This window comes from Neorhizobium sp. PAMB6716 (assembly GCF_058242805.1).
In genome coordinates this window covers 2,450,873-2,470,652 of record NZ_CM177835.1, presented here as the reverse complement: position 1 = coordinate 2,470,652, position 19,780 = coordinate 2,450,873, and the positions used below count along the sequence as shown (strand labels likewise).

23 protein-coding genes are annotated in these 19,780 nt (G+C 60.5%); 17 read left to right on the top strand and 6 right to left on the bottom strand.

Annotation, left to right across the window (positions count from 1 at the left end):
- Window positions 1-65 precede the first annotated feature (65 nt).
- Entirely contained in the window at window positions 66-686 is a 621-nt protein-coding gene (locus tag AC4CWH_RS12175) for an invasion associated locus B family protein (protein ID WP_491318950.1), read from the bottom strand.
- 356 nt (window positions 687-1,042) lie between these two features.
- On the opposite strand from AC4CWH_RS12175, the gene coxB reads away from it, so the two are divergent.
- The 17 genes from coxB (at window position 1,043) to AC4CWH_RS12090 (ending at window position 14,968) form a co-directional block, all read left to right on the top strand.
- Entirely contained in the window at window positions 1,043-1,915 is an 873-nt protein-coding gene (gene coxB, locus AC4CWH_RS12170) for a cytochrome c oxidase subunit II (protein WP_491318949.1), read from the top strand.
- 15 nt (window positions 1,916-1,930) lie between these two features.
- A complete protein-coding gene (ctaD, locus tag AC4CWH_RS12165; protein WP_491318948.1) occupies window positions 1,931-3,628 on the top strand; it encodes a cytochrome c oxidase subunit I in 1,698 nt (565 codons plus the stop codon).
- Between the two features lie 59 nt (window positions 3,629-3,687).
- Entirely contained in the window at window positions 3,688-4,644 is a 957-nt protein-coding gene (locus tag AC4CWH_RS12160) for a heme o synthase (protein ID WP_491318947.1), read from the top strand.
- Window positions 4,644-4,778: a cytochrome c oxidase system small membrane protein gene (locus AC4CWH_RS12155; protein ID WP_491321420.1), complete on the top strand. Its 135-nt coding sequence runs from the start codon at window positions 4,644-4,646 to the stop codon at window positions 4,776-4,778. Before AC4CWH_RS12160 ends, AC4CWH_RS12155 begins: the two co-directional genes overlap by 1 nt.
- 28 nt (window positions 4,779-4,806) lie before the next feature.
- Window positions 4,807-5,412: a cytochrome c oxidase assembly protein gene (locus AC4CWH_RS12150; protein ID WP_491318946.1), complete on the top strand. Its 606-nt coding sequence runs from the start codon at window positions 4,807-4,809 to the stop codon at window positions 5,410-5,412.
- 58 nt (window positions 5,413-5,470) lie between these two features.
- Window positions 5,471-6,346, top strand: coding sequence for a cytochrome c oxidase subunit 3 (locus AC4CWH_RS12145; protein ID WP_491318945.1), 876 nt, complete (start codon window positions 5,471-5,473; stop codon window positions 6,344-6,346).
- Between the two features lie 78 nt (window positions 6,347-6,424).
- Window positions 6,425-6,808: a DUF983 domain-containing protein gene (locus tag AC4CWH_RS12140; RefSeq protein WP_491318944.1), complete on the top strand. Its 384-nt coding sequence runs from the start codon at window positions 6,425-6,427 to the stop codon at window positions 6,806-6,808.
- A 13-nt stretch (window positions 6,809-6,821) separates the two neighbouring features.
- The gene (locus AC4CWH_RS12135) at window positions 6,822-7,541 is read left to right on the top strand and encodes an SURF1 family protein (RefSeq protein ID WP_491321419.1); all 720 of its coding nucleotides are present in this window, start codon (window positions 6,822-6,824) and stop codon (window positions 7,539-7,541) included.
- A 141-nt stretch (window positions 7,542-7,682) separates the two neighbouring features.
- Entirely contained in the window at window positions 7,683-8,681 is a 999-nt protein-coding gene (ispH, locus tag AC4CWH_RS12130; protein WP_491285404.1) for a 4-hydroxy-3-methylbut-2-enyl diphosphate reductase, read from the top strand.
- Window positions 8,682-9,066: 385 nt separating this feature from the next.
- Window positions 9,067-9,312: a type II toxin-antitoxin system ParD family antitoxin gene (locus tag AC4CWH_RS12125; RefSeq protein WP_491318943.1), complete on the top strand. Its 246-nt coding sequence runs from the start codon at window positions 9,067-9,069 to the stop codon at window positions 9,310-9,312.
- A gap of 1 nt (window position 9,313) precedes the next feature.
- Window positions 9,314-9,640: a type II toxin-antitoxin system RelE/ParE family toxin gene (locus AC4CWH_RS12120; protein WP_491318942.1), complete on the top strand. Its 327-nt coding sequence runs from the start codon at window positions 9,314-9,316 to the stop codon at window positions 9,638-9,640.
- A 133-nt stretch (window positions 9,641-9,773) separates the two neighbouring features.
- Complete coding sequence (locus AC4CWH_RS12115; RefSeq protein ID WP_491318941.1) at window positions 9,774-10,754, top strand: homoserine kinase; 981 nt, start codon at window positions 9,774-9,776, stop codon at window positions 10,752-10,754.
- Window positions 10,751-11,194, top strand: a complete 444-nt coding sequence (gene rnhA, locus AC4CWH_RS12110; RefSeq protein WP_491282268.1) for a ribonuclease HI — start codon at window positions 10,751-10,753, stop codon at window positions 11,192-11,194. The genes AC4CWH_RS12115 and rnhA overlap by 4 nt, the downstream gene beginning before the upstream one ends.
- A gap of 80 nt (window positions 11,195-11,274) precedes the next feature.
- Window positions 11,275-11,583, top strand: coding sequence for a Dabb family protein (locus AC4CWH_RS12105; RefSeq protein ID WP_491318940.1), 309 nt, complete (start codon window positions 11,275-11,277; stop codon window positions 11,581-11,583).
- A gap of 151 nt (window positions 11,584-11,734) precedes the next feature.
- Complete coding sequence (locus AC4CWH_RS12100) at window positions 11,735-12,643, top strand: tyrosine-type recombinase/integrase (protein ID WP_491318939.1); 909 nt, start codon at window positions 11,735-11,737, stop codon at window positions 12,641-12,643.
- A 3-nt stretch (window positions 12,644-12,646) separates the two neighbouring features.
- Complete coding sequence (locus AC4CWH_RS12095; RefSeq protein WP_491318938.1) at window positions 12,647-13,840, top strand: IS91 family transposase; 1,194 nt, start codon at window positions 12,647-12,649, stop codon at window positions 13,838-13,840.
- Window positions 13,841-14,428: 588 nt separating this feature from the next.
- Window positions 14,429-14,968 carry a TetR/AcrR family transcriptional regulator gene (locus tag AC4CWH_RS12090; RefSeq protein WP_491318937.1) on the top strand — a complete coding sequence of 180 codons (540 nt, stop codon included), beginning with the start codon at window positions 14,429-14,431 and terminating at the stop codon, window positions 14,966-14,968.
- Here the strand turns inward: AC4CWH_RS12090 and AC4CWH_RS12085 are convergent.
- From AC4CWH_RS12085 to AC4CWH_RS12065, 5 genes are all read right to left on the bottom strand, one after another.
- Window positions 14,962-16,716, bottom strand: coding sequence for a peptidoglycan D,D-transpeptidase FtsI family protein (locus AC4CWH_RS12085; protein WP_491318936.1), 1,755 nt, complete (start codon window positions 16,714-16,716; stop codon window positions 14,962-14,964). The two genes, AC4CWH_RS12090 and AC4CWH_RS12085, sit on opposite strands and share 7 nt — an antisense overlap.
- A gap of 376 nt (window positions 16,717-17,092) precedes the next feature.
- Complete coding sequence (locus AC4CWH_RS12080; RefSeq protein WP_491318935.1) at window positions 17,093-17,989, bottom strand: metal ABC transporter substrate-binding protein; 897 nt, start codon at window positions 17,987-17,989, stop codon at window positions 17,093-17,095.
- Between the two features lie 17 nt (window positions 17,990-18,006).
- A complete protein-coding gene (locus tag AC4CWH_RS12075; protein WP_491318934.1) occupies window positions 18,007-18,879 on the bottom strand; it encodes a metal ABC transporter permease in 873 nt (290 codons plus the stop codon).
- Window positions 18,876-19,625 carry a metal ABC transporter ATP-binding protein gene (locus tag AC4CWH_RS12070; RefSeq protein WP_491318933.1) on the bottom strand — a complete coding sequence of 250 codons (750 nt, stop codon included), beginning with the start codon at window positions 19,623-19,625 and terminating at the stop codon, window positions 18,876-18,878. The genes AC4CWH_RS12075 and AC4CWH_RS12070 overlap by 4 nt, the downstream gene beginning before the upstream one ends.
- Window positions 19,622-19,744 (bottom strand): hypothetical protein, encoded by a 123-nt coding sequence (locus AC4CWH_RS12065; protein ID WP_491318932.1) that lies wholly within the window; start codon window positions 19,742-19,744, stop codon window positions 19,622-19,624. The genes AC4CWH_RS12070 and AC4CWH_RS12065 overlap by 4 nt, the downstream gene beginning before the upstream one ends.
- Between the last annotated feature and the right edge of the window lie 36 nt (window positions 19,745-19,780).

The window sequence follows — 19,780 nt, the reverse complement described above, 5'->3', positions numbered from 1 at the left end:
CGTCCGGAAAACAAACACAAGCTTGCGCGGGAGGTCAGGGCTGATCGGGACGATGGCCGGCAGTGTCAGGGCAGCGCGTCATAGCCGTCGGCAAAGCCGGCAAGCTCGATTGGGATACCGACGCGGTCCTGATCGACGGATTCACGCAGCGCAAACACGGCATTCTTTCCGGCGCGCAGGATCTTCATCAGCTCCTCGTCGATCTCCACTTCCACATAACAGCCCTCGGAGAAGCAGCGGGTGAAATAGGCGCGGCCGATATTGTTGCCGTCGACGAAAAGATCCATGCCATCCTTCAGGAGAACGCCGAGCGGGGCCAGAATGCGCAGGATCTTTGCCTTGCGGTCGGCAGTCTTCAGGACAACGACGGAGAGGCCAACCTCGGGCCGGTCCTCGGCGATGACATTCTGCATCAGCGCACATTGTTCGGCAGAGGCGCCGGCCGGCCGGTCGCAGAGAATGGACCAGGCGCCGTGATTGCCGCGCACGGTGCCGGCGGGCGGTGCCGCAGACGGGGCAGCGCCCGGTGCTGCCGGCTGCTGGGCGCCGGGCGTCAGCGGGGCCGATTGCGGCGGTCTTGCCTGCTTTTCTCCTGCCTGCGGCGTTTGCGCCAGCACCGGATAGGCCAGCAGGGCACCCGGCAACAGGGCGGCCAGCGCTACGGCGCGCAGAAGGGAGAAACGCATGAATACCTCTGTCTTTCGAATCAGTCGTGCTAATCTTGTCGCCAGGGAGGGTTAATGAAAAGCCCTTAACCTCTTTTCAGGCGAGTACGGCAAAAATGCGGAGCAGGCTGTCATGCCGCAAATTGCAGGCTGTCCGGACCGAAGAGCCGGTGTTTTGCGGGCTGTAACCAGCCATTTGAAATCGCAACACTGTTGCCGAAATTGACAAGGCGCAAAAATGCCGCACGGCCAGCAGTGGCAGAACCGTGTGGCGCATATTGCGGCATTTGGCAAACTGTGATTGAACCGATAGCCTATAGATTGGGATTCTGCGTTGCGATCTGATCCAGATCAAACGCTTGGGGAGAGAAATAGTGATGAACAGAGCCTATGCAGCGTTTGCTGCGATGATCTGTCTGCTCTGCGCCTCGGGGGCGGCGGCAGACCAGCCCGTGCCGTGGCAGATGGACCTGCAGCAGCCGGTGACCCCGATCATGCATGAGATCAAGTGGTTCAACCATTACAGCCTGTGGTTCATCGTGCCGATCACGCTGTTCGTGCTGGTCCTTCTGATCTGGGTTGTCGTGAAGTTCCGCGCAAGTGCCAATCCGGTTCCTTCGCGCACCAGCCACAACACGACGATCGAAATCGCCTGGACGCTCGGTCCTGTCCTGGTGCTGCTGTTTCTCGCCATTCCCTCGTTCAACCTGTTGAACGCCCAGCTGACCATGCCGGAAAATCCTGACGTCACGGTCAAGGCCACCGCCACCCAGTGGCAGTGGAACTACGAATATGAAGGCGGCGAAACGCCGGTGGCCTTCGACAGCTACATGCTGAAGGAAACCGAACGCACGGCCGCCGGCAAGACCGATATGAAGGTTTATCCGCGCCTTCTCGCCGTCGACAATGAAATGGTGCTGCCGGTCAACAAGACCGTGCGCATGCTGGTGACGGCAGCCCCGACCGACGTCATCCACGCCTTTGCCATGCCGGCCTTCGGCGTGAAGATCGATGCCGTGCCGGGCCGCCTCAACGAGACCTGGTTCCGCGCCGAGAAGGAAGGCCTGTATTACGGCCAGTGCTCCGAGCTTTGCGGCAAGGACCACGCCTTCATGCCCATCGCCATCCGCATCGTCTCCCAGGAGAAATACGATGCCTGGCTGACGGCGGCCGCAAGCGACCTGCCGAGCGCATACAAGGTGCTGACGGCCTCTGCCGGCGCGCCTACGCTCGACGTCGCATCCAAGTAAGGGGGAGTAAGGACAATGGCTGGACATTCACAACACGACGGTCATCACGCCCATGCCGCCCACGAGGCGCATGCCGGCGACGACCATCACCACGACCACAAGCTGAGCTTCTTTGACCGCTGGTTCAAGTCGACGAACCACAAGGATATCGGCACGCTTTACCTGATTTTCGCGATCATCGCGGGCATCATCGGCGGCCTGCTCTCCGTTGCCATGCGCATGGAGCTTCAGGAGCCCGGCATCCAGATCTTCCACGGCCTTGCCGCGATGGTCTACGGCTTCGAGGGCGATGCAGCCATCGACGGCGGCAAGCACATGTATAATGTGTTCACCACCGGCCACGCGCTGATCATGATCTTCTTCATGGTCATGCCGGCGATGATCGGCGGGTTTGCCAACTGGATGATCCCGATCATGATCGGGGCGCCTGATATGGCGTTTCCGCGGCTCAACAACATCTCCTTCTGGCTGATCGTTCCGGCCTTCCTGCTGCTGCTGCTTTCCATGTTCGTGGAGGGACCGGCAGGTGCGTTTGGCGTCGGCGGTGGCTGGACGATGTATCCGCCGCTTGCCACATCCGGCCAGCCTGGCCCTGCGGTGGATCTTGCGATCTTCTCGCTGCATATTGCGGGTGCCTCGTCGATCCTCGGCGCCATCAACTTCATCACCACCATTCTCAACATGCGCGCTCCCGGCATGACGCTGCACAAGATGCCGCTGTTTGCCTGGGCCGTGCTGATCACCGCCTTCCTGCTTCTGCTGTCGCTTCCGGTTCTGGCCGGCGGCATCACCATGCTGCTCACCGACCGCAATTTTGGCACCACCTTCTTTGCACCCGAAGGCGGCGGCGACCCGATCCTCTACCAGCACCTGTTCTGGTTCTTCGGTCACCCGGAAGTGTACATCCTGATCCTGCCCGGCTTCGGCATCATCAGCCACATCGTCTCGACCTTCTCGAAAAAGCCGGTCTTCGGTTATCTCGGCATGGCCTATGCGATGGTGGCAATCGGCGCCGTAGGCTTCATCGTCTGGGCGCACCACATGTACACGGTTGGCCTGTCGCTTGATGCGCAGCGTTATTTCGTGTTCGCCACCATGGTCATCGCAGTGCCCACAGGGGTCAAGATCTTCTCGTGGATTGCGACAATGTGGGGCGGCTCGCTGTCGTTCCGCACGCCGATGATCTGGGCGATCGGCTTCATCTTCCTGTTCACGGTCGGTGGCGTCACCGGCGTGCAGCTGGCCAATGCCGGCCTCGACCGCTCGCTGCATGACACCTATTACGTCGTGGCCCACTTCCATTACGTTCTGTCGCTGGGTGCCGTCTTTGCGATCTTTGCCGCCTGGTATTACTGGTTCCCGAAGATGACCGGCTACATGTATTCGGAAAAGCTCGGCAACCTGCATTTCTGGGTCATGTTCATCGGTGTGAACCTGGTGTTCTTCCCGCAGCATTTCCTCGGCCTTGCCGGTATGCCGCGCCGCTACATCGATTATCCGGATGCGTTTGCCGGCTGGAACTACGTGTCATCCATCGGCTCGTACATCTCCTTCGTCGGCGTGCTGATCTTCCTCTTCTGCGTCTGGGAAGCTTTTGCCAAGAAGCGCATCGCCGGCGACAATCCGTGGGGCGAAGGTGCAACCACGCTGGAATGGCAGCTGTCTTCGCCGCCGCCCTTCCACCAGTGGGAACAGCTGCCGAAGATCAAGTAATCTGCTTCTGGCCATGGCGCGGCCTCACGCCATGGCCACCAACCAACAGGACTGACTGCATGACCGCCATCGATCATCACGCTGCCTTGGGAGACGAGGACGAGTTCCGTCTGTCGGAAGCCGGCGCGCGCGATTATTTCGAACTGTTGAAGCCGCGCGTCATGTCGCTAGTGGTGTTTACCGCCTTTGCCGGCCTTCTGCTGGCACCGGGCACCATCAACCCGGTCATCGGCTTCATCGCCATCCTCTGCATTGCCGTCGGCGCCGGCGCGTCGGGTGCGCTCAACATGTGGTACGATGCCGATATCGATGCGGTGATGACGCGCACGGCGCGCCGCCCCATTCCGTCCGGCCGCATCCGTCCGCAGGAAGCGCTGGCCTTCGGGCTGACGCTGTCCACCTTTTCCGTCTGCATCCTCGGCCTTGCGGTCAACTGGTTTTCAGCCGGCCTGCTCGCCTTCACCATATTCTTCTACGCGGTCGTTTATACGATGTGGCTGAAGCGCTCGACGCCGCAGAACATCGTGATCGGCGGTGCCTCCGGCGCCTTTCCGCCGATGATCGGCTGGGCTTGCGTCACCGGCGGCGTTTCGCTCGATAGCATCCTGCTTTTCCTCATCATCTTCCTGTGGACGCCCGCGCATTTCTGGGCTCTGGCCCTGTTCAAGATGCGCGATTATGGCTCTGTCGGCGTTCCTATGCTGCCCAACGTGTCCGGCGAACGGGTGACCAAGCACCAGATCGTAGCCTATGCGGTGGCAACCGCCGTGGTTGGCGTGGCGCCTGCCATGACCGGGCTTGTCGGCTGGGGTTATGGCATGTTTGCCGCCATTCTCGGCGCCATCTTCGTCCTCTGTTCCATCGCCGTCTGGCGTATGGCCGACGGCGATGAAAAGATGGTGCCGGCCAAGCGCATGTTCGCCTATTCGGTTCTCTACCTGTTTGCGATCTTTTCGGCCCTCATCGCCAGTCATTATGCTGGTGCGCTGTTTAATCTTGTCGGAGGCCTGTCATGATCGAGACCGTCAAGATCAATGAAGCACAGAAGAAATCCCGCCGCGGGCGCAACATCGCGCTTGGCCTCGTGCTTGGCGCGCTGGTGGTCATCTTCTACGTGGTGACGCTGATCAAGATCGGCGGAACGGGCTGACGGATTTCAGGTGCGGGAGGAGGAAAACATGGCGGTAGACAGCATGGCTAAAAAGCAGAAGGCAGGCAATGGCGCGATCCTCGTGGCCTGTCTGGTTTTTGTCGGCGGCATGGTGGGTGCTGCCTATGCCTCCGTGCCGCTCTACCGGCTGTTCTGCCAGGTCACCGGCTATAACGGCACAACGCAGCGCGTCGAGCAATATTCCGACACCATTCTCGACACCACCATGCGCGTGACCTTTGACGCCAACACGTCGAGCGGTCTCAACTGGGATTTCAAGCCGGTGAACCGCTCGGTGGAGCCGAAGATCGGCGAGACCGTGCAGATCAGCTATCAGGCGACAAACCATTCGCCGGTGCCTGTCACGGGCACTGCGGTGTTTAACGTGACGCCGATGGAAGCGGGTGCCTATTTCAACAAGGTGCAGTGCTTCTGCTTTACCGAAACGACCCTTCAGCCGGGCCAGACGCTCGACATGCCGGTGGTGTTTTTCATCGACCCGGAAATCGTCAAGGCTGAAGAAACCAGGAATATCAAGAATATCACGCTGTCCTACACCTTCTATCCGAGCCAGGGGGCAAAACCGGTTGCCGGTTTGAAGGACAAGGCTGAAGGCAGCGCGAAAAAGTTGTGAGAGAGGGTCGGCCCGCTTGTGCGGGAAGGCTTGAGGAGAAACATCGGGGACTGCTGGCATGGCCAACGCGCATCAAAAGAACCACGACTACCACATCATAGACCCGAGCATCTGGCCGCTTATGGCCTCCGTTGGCGCCTTTATTCTGACGTTCGGGGGCGTCGGTTACATGCGTTACCTGCATGGCGGGCAGTTCCACATGTTCGGGCTGGATTTTGCTCACCCGTGGCTGTTCTTCATCGGCCTCGCGATCCTCATCTACACCATGGTCGGCTGGTGGGCCGATACGATCAAGGAAGGCCGTGAAGGCCACCATACGCCGGTCGTGTCGCTGCACCTGCGTTATGGCATGATCATGTTCATCGCGTCCGAAGTGATGTTCTTCGTCGCCTGGTTCTGGGCCTTCTTCGACGCCAGCCTTTACGCCAATGAAGCCATTCAGGCCTCGCGCGTCACCGCAACCGGTGGCCAGTGGCCGCCGAAGGGCATCGAGGTTCTCGATCCCTGGCATCTGCCGCTCTACAACACCATCATCCTGCTTCTGTCCGGCACCTGCGTCACCTGGGCTCACCATGCGCTGCTGCACAACGACCGCAAGGGCGTGGTGAACGGGTTGGCGCTGACGGTGGCGCTCGGCCTGTTCTTCTCCTTCGTGCAGGTTTACGAATACGCACACGCCCCGTTCGAATTCAGCAACTCGATCTATGGCGCCACCTTCTTCATGGCGACCGGCTTCCATGGTTTCCACGTCTTCGTCGGCACCATCTTCCTGCTGGTCTGCCTGATCCGCGCGATGAACGGCGGCTTTACCTCCACCAAACATTTCGGCTTCGAGGCCGCCGCCTGGTACTGGCACTTCGTTGACGTGGTCTGGCTCTTCCTGTTCTTTTCGATCTACGTATGGGGCGGCTGGGGCGCACCGCTGGCGCATTGAGCCGGTCACACCGATTAAGAGAGGGGCGGCGCGTGCCGCCCTTTTTATTTGGAACCACCGCCGGAAAGGCTTGAAGCCATGCAACAGGATGAAGCACAGTTTCCCCCCCAGGATGCCATCCGCACCGGTCTTGCCGGCTGCTGCCCGCGTTGCGGGCAAGGAAAACTGTTTGACGGCCTGTTGAAGGTGCGCCCGCGCTGCGCCGCCTGCGGGCTGGATTATGGCTTTGCCGATGCGGGCGATGGGCCGGCGGTGTTCGTCATGTTGCTGGTCGGCTTTCTCGTTGTCGGCTTTGCGCTGTGGTTCGAGTTTACCTTCCACCCGAGCGTGATCTGGCATTTTTTCATCACGGCCCCGTTTGCCGTCATCGTCTGCCTCGGGTCGCTGCGCCTGCTGAAGGGGTTGCTGATCTCGCTGCAATACAAGCATAGCGCCAGTGAAGGCAGCATCGATCGTGATTGAGCCCGCCCCCCGCATGAGCCTTGGCAAGCGCATCGCAACCGGCGCCATCGTGGCTCTGGCGTTTGCCCTGTTGCTATCGCTCGGCACATGGCAGGTGCAGCGCCTGCACTGGAAGGAAGGGCTGCTTGCCCAGATTTCTGAGCGCCGGCAGTCCGAACCGGTCGTGCTTTCGCAGATTGCCGAAAAGGAACGCACGGGCGAAGACGAGGAATATGCCGGCGTGGTGATCGAAGGTGTGTTCGATCACAGCCGCGAGCGGCATTTCTTCGCCACCCACCAGGGCCGCAGCGGTTTTTATATCTACACACCGATGACGCTGTCCGGCGGAAAGATCCTCTTCGTTAATCGCGGTTTCGTGCCCTATGAGATGAAATCGGTCGTCACCCGCATGGCGGGGCAGGTGGAAGGGGCGGTGTCGCTCACCGGTTATTTCCGCAACCGGCTTTCGGAAAAACCGTCCTGGCTGGTGCCGGACAATGATCCGGCCAAGAACATTTTCTATTGGAAGGATCTCGATGCCATGGCGGCCACCGTCGGGCTCGATCCCCAAAAGGTGCTGCCCTTTTTCGTTGATGTCGATGATGCCGTAAAAAATCCCGGCGGTTTCCCGCAAGGGGGCGTGACGCAGTTCGAACTGTCCAACAACCATCTGCAATATGCCGTGACCTGGTATGGGTTGGCGCTTGCGCTGGCATTGGTTGCCGGTGTGATGGTGTTTAAGCGAAAGCCGTGAGCCTCCGGTCACAGTGTTTTTTCTTGGCGATGCGCGGCGGGCTGGCCTATATGGAGGCGCAACGGGCGTGCGGCGTGCCTCCGGTATGTTCCGTCGCCCTTGCCCTGATTACCGTTCCGATAACAGGCTGAACCGATGGACATGAACGTAAACCGCCCCCCGCTGACGATCCGCCTTTGCGGCCCGCGCGGTTTTTGCGCCGGCGTTGACCGGGCGATCCAGATCGTCGTTTTGGCGCTCAAAGCCTATGGTGCGCCGGTTTATGTGCGCCACGAGATCGTCCACAATCGTTATGTAGTGGAAGGGCTGGAAGCCAAGGGTGCCGTTTTCGTCGAGGAACTGAACGAGATCCCGGAAGAGCACCGCGCCCAGCCGGTGGTATTTTCCGCCCATGGCGTGCCGAAATCCGTGCCGGAGGATGCAGAAAGCCGCAACCTGTTTTATCTCGATGCCACATGCCCGCTGGTGTCGAAGGTTCACAAGCAGGCCATGCGCCACCAGCGCCTCGGTCGCCATGTGATCCTCATCGGCCATGCCGGCCACCCGGAAGTGATCGGCACGATGGGGCAATTGCCGGAAGGCACGGTCTCGCTCATCGATACGATTGCCGATGCGGAAGCCTATCAGCCGATCGATCCCGATAATCTCGGTTACGTCACGCAGACGACGCTCTCGGTCGATGATACCGCCGGCGTCATCGCCAAGCTTCAGGAGCGTTTTCCGAATCTCACCGCACCATCCGCCGACAGCATCTGTTATGCCACCACCAACCGCCAGGAAGCGGTGAAGCAGGCAGCACCCGGCTGCGATCTCTTCATCGTCGTCGGCGCCCCCAATTCCTCCAATTCCAAGCGCCTGGTGGAGGTTGCCCTTCGCGCCGGCGCCACGCGCTCGCTTCTCGTCCAGCGCGCCGCCGAAATCGCCTGGGATGAGGTCGGCCCCATCCGCACGCTCGGCATCTCCGCCGGGGCGTCTGCGCCGGAAGTCATCGTCGACGAGATCATCGAGGCCTTTCGCGAGCGTTTCGATGCCAAGGTGGAACTTGCCATTACCGCGGAAGAAAACGAACATTTCCTCGTCAACCGCGAACTGCGCAGCGTCGAGCTGACCCGCGAAGACATGGCGTGGGTGAATGGGTGAGCGGCGACGGCGCCAGCCGGCAAAACGTGCCAGTGGCACGTTTTGAGCCGCGAACGCCCTGAGCCTAAAGCGAAGGGCCGGGATCGGTTTCGGCATCCTCCAGCCCCCGGCGCCAGCCGCAAGGCAGGCGAATGACATGTGCTGAGTGCGAACGCCCTTAAGCCTAAAGCGAAGGGCCGGGATCGGTTTCGGCATCCTCCAGCCCCCTCGCCAGTCGCAAGACAGGCGAATGACATGTGCTCCGCGCCGAACACCCTTAAGCCCCAAGCGAAGGGCCGGGATCCATGTCGGCGTCCTCGGCCTCTTAACCGATACCTCTCCAATAACCAATCTTGCGCAATTCCTGTTATCCACTATCCTCAAGGTCGAACAGGAGTGCCCCGTCATGAACGTCTCCTTGGGTGAGCGTTGGGAAAAATTTGTCGAAACGACTGTGCAGACGGGCCGGTATGGTTCGGCAAGCGAGGTCGTGCGCGAGGGGCTGCGGCTGGTCGAAGAGCGGGAGATGAAGCTTCGCGCGCTTCGGGAAACGCTGGACGCCTCCCTTGCACAAGGCGGCGGCGTCAGTGATGACGAGATAGAGGTGGCGTTGGCTGCCGAAGCGGACCGACTGTCGCAGAGCACCCGTTGAGGTGGCGAAGCTTGTCTATCTGGACAGCGCCCGGCAGGATCTGATCGGTATCTTGCGTTATATTGCCAAGGCAAGCGGCTCGGTTGCCATCGGGCAGAACTTTACCGGCCTGCTGCGACAGAAATGCCGGTATCTGGCCGAACTTCCCGGAGATATGGGGCGGTTGCGGCCAGAACTTGGTCCCGATATCCGCAGCTCTGCCTTTCGTGGTTATGTCATCTTCTTCCGTCTGAGGGATGACCTGTTCGAGGTGATCAACATTCTGGAGGGACACCGTGATGTTGAGAGCCATTTCGTAAACCTGCCGCCTGACACGTTCGAGACCTGAGGCCGGATCCCCAACATCCCCCGTCGCCAAATCCTGTGCCCTTGGCCCCTAAGGGGCTAGCCATGCCGGCGCCTGCCGCTGTATGCCTGTGCTTCATTGACGTTGCAGCGCGCAGCCCGCAGGACACACACACTTGGCCGTCTATACCGATATTTCCGAAACCGACCTGAAGACCTTTCTCGCGCAATATGATGTGGGCGAGCTGACCTCTTATCGCGGCATTGCCGAGGGCGTGGAAAATTCCAATTTCCTGCTGCACACGACGAAGGAGCCGCTGATCCTCACACTTTATGAAAAGCGGGTGGATGCGGGCGATCTGCCGTTTTTCTTAGGCCTGATGCAGCATCTGGCAAAACGCGGCCTGTCCTGCCCGCTGCCTTTGGCGCGCAAGGACCAGCAATTGACCGGCGAGCTTTCCGGCCGGCCGGCCGCGCTCATTTCCTTTCTCGAAGGTGTGTGGCTGCGCAAGCCCGAGGCGCAGAACTGCTTTGAAGTCGGCCGGGCGCTGGCTGAAATGCATCTGGCGGCGGCCGATTTTTCGATCCGGCGGCCGAACGCCCTGTCGCTTGATGGCTGGGTGGAGCTTTGGGAAAAGGCTGCCCCGCGCGCCGACGAGGTTCTGGCGGGCCTTGAGGCGGAAATCGGCGATGAACTGGATTATCTCTCGGGCGTGTGGCCAAAAAACCTGCCGGCCGGCGTCATCCATGCCGACCTTTTTCAGGACAATGTGTTTTTCCTCGATAACAAGCTCTCCGGCCTCATCGATTTCTATTTCGCCTGCAACGATCTCTTGGCCTATGACGTGGCGATCTGCCTCAATGCCTGGTGTTTCGAGGCCGACGGCGCCTATAATTTTGCACGGGGGTCGGCCATGCTTGCCGGCTACCAGTCGGTGCGGCCGCTGTCGGACGCAGAGGTTGCCGCCCTGCCGATCCTCTGCCGGGGGTCGGCCCTGCGCTTCTTCCTCACCCGCCTTTATGACTGGCTGACAACACCCGCCGGCGCGCTGGTGGTGAAGAAGGATCCGCTGGAATATCTGAAGAAGCTGCGCTTTCACCGCGCCATCGTGTCGCCCACGGAATATGGGCTTGAACTGCGTCAGGAGGCGTTTTGATGAAACAGGTGGAGATTTATACGGACGGCGCCTGTTCCGGCAATCCCGGCCCCGGTGGCTGGGGCGCCATCCTGCGTTATGGCGAAACCTTGAAGGAGCTTCACGGCGGCGAGGCGGATACGACCAATAACCGCATGGAACTGCTGGCCGCCATTACCGCGCTCAACGCGCTGAAGGACACGTGCGAGGTCAACCTCCATACCGACAGCAAATATGTCATGGATGGCATCTCGAAATGGATCTTTGGCTGGAAGAAAAACGGCTGGAAGACCGCAGACAAGAAGCCGGTGAAAAACGGCGAGCTGTGGCAGCAGCTCGACCTTGCAAACCAGCGCCACAAGGTGACCTGGCACTGGGTCAAAGGCCATGCCGGCCACCCGGAAAACGAACGCGCCGATGAACTGGCGCGCCTCGGCATGGCCCCCTTCAAGAGACGCTGAATTTTTGCAAAGGGGCGGCCGCCTGCCGGCCGCCCCTTTGCAAAGCCAGAAACCGGACCAGACCCATCACGGAGAACACCATGATCCTGCACTGCGTCTTCCTGCGCCTGAAATCAGCCCTTGCGCCCGCGGAAAAGCATTCGATCTTCGAGGCGCTGTCGGCCCTCCAAACCGTCATCCCCGGCATCGTCTCGATCAAGTTCGGCCCCAACGTCTCGCCGGAGGGTCTGAGCGGCGGTTTTCAGGACGGCTTTGCCGTGACCTTCGAAACCCCGGACGCCCGCGACGCCTATCTCATCCACCCCGACCACAAGGCGGTTGGCGAACGCATTGTGGCGGCCTGCGATGGCGGGTTGGCGGGGTTGCTGGTGTTTGATCTGGAGGTTTGAGGGGGGCTGGTTTGGGGCCGATGAACGAACCCGCTGCGCGGGAGGGCGTCTGCGGTTGAGGTAGCGGGCGCAGGCTGGAGTCGGCGCCTGGATTGAACGTCGCCCGGCAAGGGCAGAGCATGACGAGCTTCTTCAACAAAGGAGCCTGATCATGCAGTACCCCGATCTCGACACACCTATCAGCCCGCTGCGCCAGCGGTTGATCGACGATATGAACATGCGGCGTTTCTCACGCGAAACGCAGCGCAACTATCTTCGCGATATTGGACGCCTCGCAGCCTTCCTCGGGCGGTCACCAGACACGGCGACTGCCGATGATCTGCGTCGGTTCCAGATCGAGCAGCAGAACGATGGCGTACCCGTTCCGACAATGAACAGCATCGTGTCGGCGTTGCGCTTCCTCTTTACCCAGACCCTCGACCGTCCGGACCTGGCGCGCAGGCTTGTCCGGCTGGCGCATCCTCGAAACCTGCCTGTGGTACTGAGCCGCGACGAGGTTGCCCGGTTGCTCAATGCCACCACTTGCCTCAAGCATCAGGCCGCATTGTCGGTCGCCTATGGCGCCGGCCTTCGTGTCGCTGAGGTCTCCATGCTGAAGGTCACCGATGTCGACAGTGAGCGGATGGTCCTGCGGGTCGAGCGCGGCAAGGGCGGGCGCTATCGCAATGCCATGCTTTCTGAGGATCTGCTTACCTTGTTGCGCGAGTGGTGGAAGGTGGGGCGTCAGCAGGGTGTGATGCATCGCAACGGTTGGTTATTCCCAGGACAGCACGCGATGAAGCCTATCAGTACGCGGCAGCTCTATCGTGTTGTCGTGGAAGCGGCACGGGCCGCCGACATTGCCAAGCGGGTCGGACCGCATACGTTGCGCCATAGCTTCGCCACTCACCTGCTGGAGGACGGCACAGACATCAGGATCATCCAGGTCCTTCTCGGACACGCAAAACTCAACAACACCGCCCTCTACGCCAAGGTGGCGACCAAGACTGTTCGGACGGTTACCAGCCCGTTCGACAAGCTCGGCCTGTTCAAGCCGGAGGAAGCCTTCCCCGACGGTTGAGCCTTGCGTGCCTCGATCGAGGTCGCCGACATCTTCCGTGTCGCCGGGGCTGCGTATCGGCGCGCGCATGCAGGACATCTGAGCCTGCCGCAACTGAAGGTAATGTCGGCGATCGAGAACTGCCGCACCGCTGCCCTTGGTGGTCACGTCGAGGCCTGCGAGGATTGCGGCCAGTGGCGGATCGCCTACAACTCCTGCCGCAACCGGCACTGTCCGAAGTGCCAGGGTGCCGCTGCGCGAACATGGCTCGCCGAACGTGAGGCCGATCTTCTTCCGGTGGGCTACTTCCACGTCGTGTTTACGCTGCCTGCAGAGGTTGCCGATATAGCGTTCCAGAACAAAGCGCTCGTCTATGACCTGCTGTTCAAGGCGGCGTCGGAGACGATGCTGACCATCGCGGCCGATCGCAAACATCTCGGCGCGCGAATTGGCATCACCGCCGTGCTCCACACATGGGGATCGGCGATGACGCATCACCCGCATGTTCACATGATCGTTCCGGGTGGCGGGATCACGCCAGACGGAAGCCGATGGATATCATCGCGCCCGACTTTCCTGCTTCCCGTACGGGTACTCGGCAAACTGTTCCGACGATTGTTCCTTGCCCGACTGGTCGCTCTGCACGATGCCGGGCGGCTTGGCTTCTTCGGTGCTCTTGCCCATCTCGCCGAGCGGCAGGCCTTCTTGCGACATCTATCGCCAGTTCGGAAAAAGCGCTGGGTGGTCTATGCCAAGGCGCCCTTCGCAGGACCGGAAGCAGTGCTCGCCTACCTGTCACGCTACACCCATCGGGTCGCAATCTCGAACCGCCGACTGATCGCCTTTAACGACACTGGCGTCACCTTCCGCTACAAAGACTACCGTCGCGACGGTCGCGATCGGCAGCAGGTCATGACGCTCGCCGTCGATGAGTTCATCCGCCGCTTCCTGCTCCATGTCTTGCCGCGCGGCTTCCACCGCATCCGGCACTACGGCCTTCTCGCAGGCTCTGCCCGAAAGACCAGCCTTGCGCTTGCGCGCGAACTCCTGCACGTCGCCGCACCTGCCGATGAGGCCGATCCAGGCGAACACGATGACTTCCGCCCGCCATGCTTCTGCTGTGGCGGGCGAATGATCGTCGTCGAGGTTTTTGCACGCTGGAAGCAACCGCGAGGACCACCACAAGCAACAAAGACGACCCGGGAGGCAGCTTCATGACCCGCCATGAAATGGCTAAAACCTCAGCCGCAGGCATCACGCCTCCGGCGACAAACCGACATGCGTCCGTGGGGATCAACGCCGTCGACAGTGTTGCGGCGAGCCGGGCGCCGGGCTGTCAAAGACGCACGGGTGCGAAACCAAGCGGCCTGTCCGTAGCCATCGATCAACTTCCTGGCTGTAGTCTCGCCACCCCGCGCCTCAGCCGAAAAGCGAAATCTCCATAGCATCCGCCTGTGGTCCGCGGGTTCCTTCCTCGGGGACTTTCGTACGCCTGCCGGCGCCCGAAACTCTTCACGGAACCGGACAGGCAGTTTTTGAGAGATAGAGCCTCTGCTCGGAATGACTGCAATGGATGCGCGAAGCCCCCAATGGTGCATGCGCGGCCGCAGCGGATATCCCTGGTTTCTGACCGCTATAATCTTAGATGGATCATCGCCTTCGGTTGAACCACCTTCTTTGACGGCTGTGTGCTGTGCTAGATGATCCGTCTGAAGCACGGAGGCATTTGTGGCGCGTACACTCATCAGGCCAGGTGGCAGAAGCGAACGTATCCAGATCGCGGTTCACAGGGCCGTGCGAGAGCTCATGGACGAACAGCAGGGCGAGGAACTGACCGTTGTTCAGATTGCAGCGCGTGCAGACGTTCCTCCCTCCACCATCTATCGGCGGTGGGGAACCCTCCAGCAGCTTCTTGAAGATGTGGCAAGAGAGCGGTTTCTACCAGACAGCATCCCGACTGACACCGGAAGTTTGCGAGGTGATCTGGAGGTCTGGTTGGAGCAGCTCGTTGACGATATCTCTTCAGGTCCTGGGCGCGCCTTGTTTCGTGAACGGATCAACAAGCTGGGTTTAGCGCAGACGGCTGCCGGATATGTCTTCCAGAACTTCGCCTGCTTCGCGGACCGATGCTCCGCAAGAGGCGAACCCGCTCCAGTTCCCGATCGGTTGATGGACATGATCTTTGCGCCAATAGTCTACCGCATCTTTTTTACGGGCCAGTCTATCACCAAGGCCTATCAGTCGGAGCTTATTGAGAACGGACTTAGCTCACCAGGCATCATGAAGCCCTTCGAGAGTCAGCCCTCCATCAAGGACTACGTTCTCTATGACAACGATCCTCAGTAGTTGACAAGCAACTGCTCCTGGCCGTCCCCGAACCTTGGCTGGACGCCGAGAAGCGCTCCGGTCCTGCTGATGATTTCCCTGGCCATCGGCGCGGCTGTATAGGCTGCAAGCCGGCCACCTTTTTCGCCAGTCAAGGGGGCGTCGATGACCGTGAGAACGATATAGCGAGGTTTGTCGATCGGGAAACCCGCCAGGAACGCGTTGAAATTCAGATGCGTCGCATATCGGCCGTTTATGACCTTGTCGGCAGTACCCGTCTTTCCGCCCACGTTAAAACCGGGGACGAGAGCATTGCGACCGGACCCCTTCACGCCGTTCCAGTGAAAAAGAAACCGCATATCGGCGCTGGTTGACGGCTTGATGACCTGAGTTGCTGAAGCGTCGGCATCTGCGGCCGTTCTTGGGAGGAAGGTTGGCTCAAGAAGTTTCCCGCCATTGATGAGAGCCGCCCCGGCGACCGCTGTCTGGAGAGGCGTCGTCGCCACGCCATGGCCAAAGGAGATCGTCGCCTGATTGATCTTCCTCCAAGGATGGGGTTGCGTCGGCGTCGCCACCTCGGGCAGCTCGGTGTTCATCTTCGACAGGAGACCAAGTCTTGTCAGGAAGGCCTGATGGTCTGAAAGTTCGACCATGGCGGCAATGGTTGCCGTGCCGATGTTCGAGGAATATTGAAAGACTTCGGGCACTGTGAGCGGACGTCCCTGGCCATGATCGTCGCGGATCGTGAAGCCTGAAAGCCGGTACGGCTTGCTGGCATCAACCACGCTGTTGAGGTTGACCTTACCCATGTCCAGCCCCATCGCGAGGGTGAAGCTCTTAAACGTCGAGCCCATCTCATAGGTGGCGTTGCTCATTCGGTTGAACCAGCCCTTCTCGTACTCCTTGTCGACACTTCCGTCCGGCAAGTTGCGGGAGGGTTGGTTGGGATCGAAGTCTGGAACAGAGGCCATGGCCAGAACTTCGCCTGTCTCGACATCGAGGATCACCGCGCCGGCCGCCTCTGCCTGATACGCTGTCATTGAGTTGGCGACGACCTCGTGGACGATGTTCTGGACCCGCAGGTCGATTGACAGGCGCAGGGGCGATAACGGCACGTCGCTGGTCAATCCTGCTGCTCGCAGCGCGGATAGACCCTGCTGGTCGATATAACGCTCCATTCCCGCCAACCCCTGGTTATCGATGTTGACGTAGCCGAGGATATGAGCCGCCGTCGCGCCGCCGGGATAGAACCTTCGCTTTTCGGGACGAAAGCCGATCCCTGGGATACCCAGCTTCATGATATCGGCTTGCTGCCTCGGGGTGAGCTGGCGACGAAGCCATTGGAAACCGCTATCTGCCACGAGCTTTTTATGGGTCTCCGCCCAGTCCAGATCGGGGATCACGCTTGCCAGCTTTTCGACGGCCTCATCGACATCAACGATGCGCCGGGGCTCGCCGTAGAGCGAGACCATGTTCAGATCGGTCGCAAGCAGCTCACCATTGCGGTCAAGGATGTCGGGCCGGGAAGCGACGTGGCTCCCATTGTTACCGACGCTGCCCGTTATGCGGCCTTTAGCCATCCCATACTGAACGAGCCGACCGCCAATGACTGCATAGATGCATAGAAAGAAGCCGATCAGGACGATCAGGCGCTGACGCGTGTCGAGCGTGCTGCGGCTTCGTGCTCCGACAAACCTTTGGCCACCTGACTTAACCAGCGCGAAATGCGCCTTGCTCCGGAGAGCGTGGAGTCGAGGAAGCATAGCCATCCGGTTTTTCCCAAATGAAGGCGCGGCATTACAGCCGCCGCTTGCCGCCAAGCGAGGCCCGAGAACCCACAAGAACTGTTAATGCGATTTGTGTAGCATTAGTTGGTTTCGAATCTCTTAATGCATTTTGTGTTGCATTAGCAAGCTCGCAGCTCTAAGTGCCCAACGTCAGGCGGCGAACGGAAGCGCCTCATTAAGAGGCCCAACAGGGCGCTTCCAGGGATGTTTGCAATTGGCGCACAGGGGACATGAGGTGATCAACTCGATGTCCGAATTGCGGGCGCAAATCCGCCACTCCGGCGCTGGTCTCTCTTGTGGTTCCCATTCGGCGCCACTCTCTCCCCGTAGGACGAGGAGAGAGTCCCCCAAAAAAACCTCAGCTCCCCTTCTGCATCGCGCCTGCCAGATGGTCCACATTAAACCGGAACATTTTTTCATACGTCGCAGCCGGCCCAGAAGGCTTTGACAGGGATTCGACGTAAAGTTCGCCGCCCGGTTCGGCGCCGGTGGCCTTGGCGACCTGTTTGACGAGGCGCGGGTCGTTGGAGTTTTCGAAGAAGTAGGTTTTGACGTGTTCGGCCTTGATCTGGTCGATCAGCTTGGCAACGTCGGCGGCAGAGGCTTCGGTTTCGGTGGAAACGCCGAGCGGCGAGAGGAAGCTCACCTTGTATTCGCGGCCGAAATAGCCAAAGGCGTCGTGGCTGGTCAGCACCTTGCGGCGGTCTTCCGGGATTTTTGCGAATTTTTCGCGGGCATAGGCGTCGAGCGTGTCGAGTTTTTTCGTATAGGCTTCGGCGTTTGCCTTGAAGGTGGCGGCGTCTTCAGGGTCTGCGGCGGAAAGCGCCTTTTCGATGTTGGCGACCCAGATCTTTACGTTGACCGGGCTGTTCCACACATGCGGATCGGTCACGGTCTTGCCGTCTTCTTCCATCGTGCGGGTGTTGATGCCTTCCGAAACGGTGACCGGCTTGGACTTCGTGCCGGAGGCCGAGATCAGCCGGTCGAGCCAGCCTTCCAGGCCTTCGCCGCTCACGAACACCACGTCGGCGGCCTTCAGCGCCTTGGCATCTTTTGGCGAGGGTTCGAATTCATGGGGGTCTCCGTCGGGGCCAACGAGGCTCGTCACCTTCACCTTATCGCCGCCGACCTGATGGACGACATCGGCGAGAACGGTGAACGAGGCGACGGCCTTCAGTTCGGCCGCCGAAACAGGCGCGGCAAAGGCGATGAGGGCTGGCAGTGCGGCTGACAGGAAGAGTGTGCGGGACAACATGGGCAAGCTCCTTGAGGTTAACCCTTGAGATGCGGGCGGGGGAAATAGCGCCGGGCGATGCCGGAAGGCGCGATGAAGATCGAAATCCCGTAAATGATCGCCGCCGTCATGATGATGGTGGGACCGGATGCGATTTCGAGATGGTAGGAGGCGATGAGGCCGAAATAACCGGAGACGAGCGCCGAGCCGACCGCCACCAGCAGCATGGAGGGCAGGTTGCGCGCCCAGAGCTGGGCAATGGCTGCCGGCAGCATCATCAGGCCCACCGCCATCAGCGTGCCGAGCGCCTGGAAACTGGCCACGAGATTGAGCACTACCATCAGCAGGAAAGCGACGTGATAAAGCGGCCCGCGCCCGCCAACGGCGCGCAAAAAGCCGGGGTCAAAACATTCCGCCACCAGCGGGCGATAGATGACGGCGAGGACGATGAGTGTGAGCGAGGTGATCGCGCCGATCTGGAAGAGGGCAGGGGCATCGATCGCAAGAATGGTGCCGAACAGCACATGCAGCAGGTCGATATTGGAGCCGCGCAGCGACACGATCAGCACGCCAAGCGCCAGAGACGCGAGATAAAAGCTGGCAAAACTTGCATCTTCCGACAGCACCGTGGCCCGGCTGACGGCGCCTGACAGAAGCGCCACCGACATGCCCGCCACCAGCCCGCCGATGCCCATGGCCGTCAGCGACAGAGAGCCTGCAATCAGGTAACCGATGGCGGCACCCGGCAGCACGGCATGGCTCAGCGCATCGCCCATCAGGCTCATGCGCCGCATCATCAGAAACACGCCGATGGGGCCGGAGCCGAGCGCCAGGCAGAGGCACGCCACCAGCGCGCGGCGCATAAAACCGTAATCCACCATCGGCGCGAAAAAGATGTCATAGGCGCTCATGCGGCCGGCTCGCAGATTTCGGCGTTTTCATCAAAACGCTCGGCCATGGCGCGGGCGCGCAGCAGGTTTTCCGGCGCCATCACCTCGGATGTCGGCCCCCAGCCGATCAGTTCGCGGGCAATCAGCATCGTCTGCGGGAAATGGCTGCGCACCTGGTCGAAATCATGCAGCACCGCCACCACGGTGCGGCCTTCGCCATGCCAGTTGGCCACGATTTCCAGGAGATCGCGGGTGGTGCGGGCATCGATGGCGGTAAACGGTTCGTCGAGCAGGATCACGCTTGCATCCTGCAGCAGCAGGCGGGCAAACAGCACGCGCTGGAACTGGCCGGCCGACAGCGAGCCGATGGGGCGTTTTTCAAAGCCTTCGAGGCCAACGGTCTGCAGTGCCTCGCCGGCATTTTCCTGCGCTGCCCTGTTGATGCTGCCAAAGGCACCGCTTGTCTTCCAGGCACCGAGCAAAACGGTATCGAGAACATTGATCGGAAAACGCCTGTTGATATCGGCCGCCTGCGGGAGATAACCGATATCGGTGCGGGAAAGTGTATGCTCGATGCGGCCCTCCGCCGGCTTCAATTCACCGACAATGGCCTTCAGAAGCGTCGATTTTCCAGCCCCGTTCGGCCCGGCAATCGCCGTCAGGCTGCCCTTCGCAAGGCTGCCGGAAACGTGATGCACCGCCGGATGCCGGTCATAGGCCACGGTCAGGTTATGCAGGCGAATGGCCGGCTCCTTCACCGCGCTCATGGCAGCAGCACCGCCCAGTGAATGGCAAGCCATAGGCCGACAATCACCACGGCAACGGCGAAAAGTCGCGACAGTGCGGAATGCTGCATGAGGCTGAAGGGGGAGGAAGGTGAGCGCATTCTGTATGCCTGCCGGGGGAGGATGATTGGTCGAGA

Bases quoted from the DNA above. Each gene is read 5' to 3' on its own strand.
- AC4CWH_RS12140 (WP_491318944.1), top strand. From the start codon at position 6,425: ATGCAACAGGATGAAGCACAGTTTCCCCCCCAGGATGCCATCCGCACC.
- AC4CWH_RS12065 (WP_491318932.1), bottom strand. From the start codon at position 19,744: ATGCGCTCACCTTCCTCCCCCTTCAGCCTCATGCAGCATTCCGCACTG.
- AC4CWH_RS12100 (WP_491318939.1), top strand. From the start codon at position 11,735: ATGCAGTACCCCGATCTCGACACACCTATCAGCCCGCTGCGCCAGCGG.
- AC4CWH_RS12085 (WP_491318936.1), bottom strand. From the start codon at position 16,716: ATGGCTATGCTTCCTCGACTCCACGCTCTCCGGAGCAAGGCGCATTTC.
- ctaD (WP_491318948.1), top strand. From the start codon at position 1,931: ATGGCTGGACATTCACAACACGACGGTCATCACGCCCATGCCGCCCAC.
- AC4CWH_RS12150 (WP_491318946.1), top strand. From the start codon at position 4,807: ATGGCGGTAGACAGCATGGCTAAAAAGCAGAAGGCAGGCAATGGCGCG.
- AC4CWH_RS12125 (WP_491318943.1), top strand. From the start codon at position 9,067: ATGAACGTCTCCTTGGGTGAGCGTTGGGAAAAATTTGTCGAAACGACT.
- AC4CWH_RS12075 (WP_491318934.1), bottom strand. From the start codon at position 18,879: ATGAGCGCCTATGACATCTTTTTCGCGCCGATGGTGGATTACGGTTTT.
- AC4CWH_RS12105 (WP_491318940.1), top strand. From the start codon at position 11,275: ATGATCCTGCACTGCGTCTTCCTGCGCCTGAAATCAGCCCTTGCGCCC.
- AC4CWH_RS12135 (WP_491321419.1), top strand. From the start codon at position 6,822: ATGAGCCTTGGCAAGCGCATCGCAACCGGCGCCATCGTGGCTCTGGCG.
- AC4CWH_RS12160 (WP_491318947.1), top strand. From the start codon at position 3,688: ATGACCGCCATCGATCATCACGCTGCCTTGGGAGACGAGGACGAGTTC.
- AC4CWH_RS12090 (WP_491318937.1), top strand. From the start codon at position 14,429: ATGGACGAACAGCAGGGCGAGGAACTGACCGTTGTTCAGATTGCAGCG.
- AC4CWH_RS12175 (WP_491318950.1), bottom strand. From the start codon at position 686: ATGCGTTTCTCCCTTCTGCGCGCCGTAGCGCTGGCCGCCCTGTTGCCG.
- AC4CWH_RS12145 (WP_491318945.1), top strand. From the start codon at position 5,471: ATGGCCAACGCGCATCAAAAGAACCACGACTACCACATCATAGACCCG.
- coxB (WP_491318949.1), top strand. From the start codon at position 1,043: ATGAACAGAGCCTATGCAGCGTTTGCTGCGATGATCTGTCTGCTCTGC.
- AC4CWH_RS12070 (WP_491318933.1), bottom strand. From the start codon at position 19,625: ATGAGCGCGGTGAAGGAGCCGGCCATTCGCCTGCATAACCTGACCGTG.
- ispH (WP_491285404.1), top strand. From the start codon at position 7,683: ATGAACGTAAACCGCCCCCCGCTGACGATCCGCCTTTGCGGCCCGCGC.
- AC4CWH_RS12080 (WP_491318935.1), bottom strand. From the start codon at position 17,989: ATGTTGTCCCGCACACTCTTCCTGTCAGCCGCACTGCCAGCCCTCATC.